This window comes from Peterkaempfera griseoplana, from assembly GCF_001418575.1.
Lineage (GTDB): Bacteria > Actinomycetota > Actinomycetes > Streptomycetales > Streptomycetaceae > Peterkaempfera > Peterkaempfera griseoplana.
In genome coordinates this window covers 1-1,695 of record NZ_LIQR01000479.1, presented here as the reverse complement: position 1 = coordinate 1,695, position 1,695 = coordinate 1, and the positions used below count along the sequence as shown (strand labels likewise).

3 protein-coding genes are annotated in these 1,695 nt (G+C 75.0%); 1 reads left to right on the top strand and 2 read right to left on the bottom strand.

Going from position 1 to position 1,695, the window contains the following annotated elements; all coding sequences use genetic code 11:
• Positions 1–154 precede the first annotated feature (154 nt).
• Both AOK09_RS30320 and AOK09_RS30315 read right to left on the bottom strand, forming a co-directional pair.
• On the bottom strand, positions 155–655 hold the full coding sequence (locus tag AOK09_RS30320) for a GNAT family N-acetyltransferase (protein WP_175609368.1): 501 nt from the start codon (positions 653–655) through the stop codon (positions 155–157).
• A 19-nt stretch (positions 656–674) separates the two neighbouring features.
• Positions 675–1,274, bottom strand: a complete 600-nt coding sequence (locus AOK09_RS30315) for a TetR/AcrR family transcriptional regulator (protein ID WP_055590433.1) — start codon at positions 1,272–1,274, stop codon at positions 675–677.
• Between the two features lie 65 nt (positions 1,275–1,339).
• Here AOK09_RS30315 and AOK09_RS30310 point away from each other — a divergent pair.
• Positions 1,340–1,695: FAD-dependent monooxygenase (locus tag AOK09_RS30310; protein WP_157876099.1), on the top strand; the 356-nt coding region annotated here is incomplete at its 3' end.

The window sequence follows — 1,695 nt, the reverse complement described above, 5'->3', positions numbered from 1 at the left end:
CGCACCCCGCTGCAGGCCGCCGTCTGGGCCGCCCGGCGCGGACTGATCTGACGCTCCGCCGGAGCGCACGGGGTGGAGCAGCAGTTCCACGCCGGAGACCCCTGAGCAGCGGGGGGCCGGGCGGCGGACGGCAGGGTCGCTCCAGGCGGCGGCCTCAGACCTCCAGCCGCCAGTCGTTGCTGTGCATCACCCGGCCCGGCGGGAACTCGATCTCGCACGGGCCGAGCAGCGTGAACCCGACCCGCCGGCAGATCGCGTTGGACGCCGGATTGCCCACCGACGGAAAGGCGTGCAGATACCGGTGCCCGGCCTCGGCCCGCACCGCGGCGACCAGGGCGCTGGCGGCCCGGACGGCGATGCCCCGGCCCTGGTGGGGCGGCAGCACGCTCCAGCCGGTCTCGTACACGGTCTCCCCGCGCCAGACCCGCTCCCAGAAGCCGATGGTGCCGACCGCCTCCCCGCTGCGGTCCAACACCACCTGGAACATCCGGCCCCGTGAGACGTCCAGGTACCGCTGATGCCGGGCCAGCACCTGTGCATCGCTCTCAGGGCCGCCGAGATGACGTTTCATCTCCGGGGTGTTGATCTTCTGCAGCAGCGCCAGGCCCTCCGCGGACCAGGGCTCGATCCGGACCTCCGGCGTGTTCTCCCGCATCTGCACGCCGCCCATCCTGTCATACGCTTCCGGCCTGCTCAGCGGCCGTTTTCAGCATCCCGGCGAGCACCTCGGACGCTCCGGCCCGCAGCTCGGCCAGGCCGGGCGGCCGGACCGAGGCGGCGCCGGCGACCGCATAGAAGAGCACCCCTTCGCACCAGGAGACCAGCAGCCTGGCGTGGCGCTCCGGGTCGGTGGAGCCCAGGGCGCCCAGCATCCCGGCGAGCGGCTCACGGAACCCCCGGCCGAGCTCGTCGTAGCGCTGCCGCAGCTCGGGCCTGCGGGTCGCCTCCAGGGCCAGTTCCAGCCGGGCCAGCAGCAGCACCCGCCCCTCGGTCATGGACCGGTGCAGCGCCAGCGCCAGGGCGTCGGCGAGCTCCGGCACCCCGGCGCCGGGGGCGGGGGCCTCGTCCGGAGTCAGCACCTGGCGCTCCCGTTCGGCCAGCCGGTCCAGGGCGAGGGCCAGCAGGGCGGCGCGGGTCCTGGCGTGGTTGGAGGTGGAGCCCTGCGGCAGTCCGGCCGCCTCGTCCACGGCCCGGTGCGTCAGACCCCGCAGCCCCCGCTCGGCGAGCAGTTCCACAGCGGTGTCGGCGATCAGCGCCGGACGGGTCGGGCTCATGGCGCCAATTTATCGCCACTACAGATGTAGTATCGCACTACGGACGTAGTGAAGGAGGCGGCCCCATGAGCACCCGGACCCCGCACGCCGTGGTGGTGGGCGCCGGCATCGGCGGACTCACCGTGGCCGCCGCGCTGCACCGCGCCGGCTGGTCGGTCACCGTGCTGGAACGCGCGGCGGCGCTGGAGCCCGCGGGCGCCGGCATCGCCCTCGCCCCCAACGCCCAGCGCGCCCTGGACACCCTCGGGGTCGGCGACCGGATCCGGGCCATGGCCGCCTTCCAGGGCCCGGGGAGCCTGCGGCGTCCCAGCGGCCGCAGGCTCTCCACGACCTCCGGCGAGCAGGCCGCGGCGCGGTTCGGCGGACCCGTGGTGGTCGCCCGTCGCACCGAGGTGGTGGAGCTGCTCGCCGCGCTGCTGCC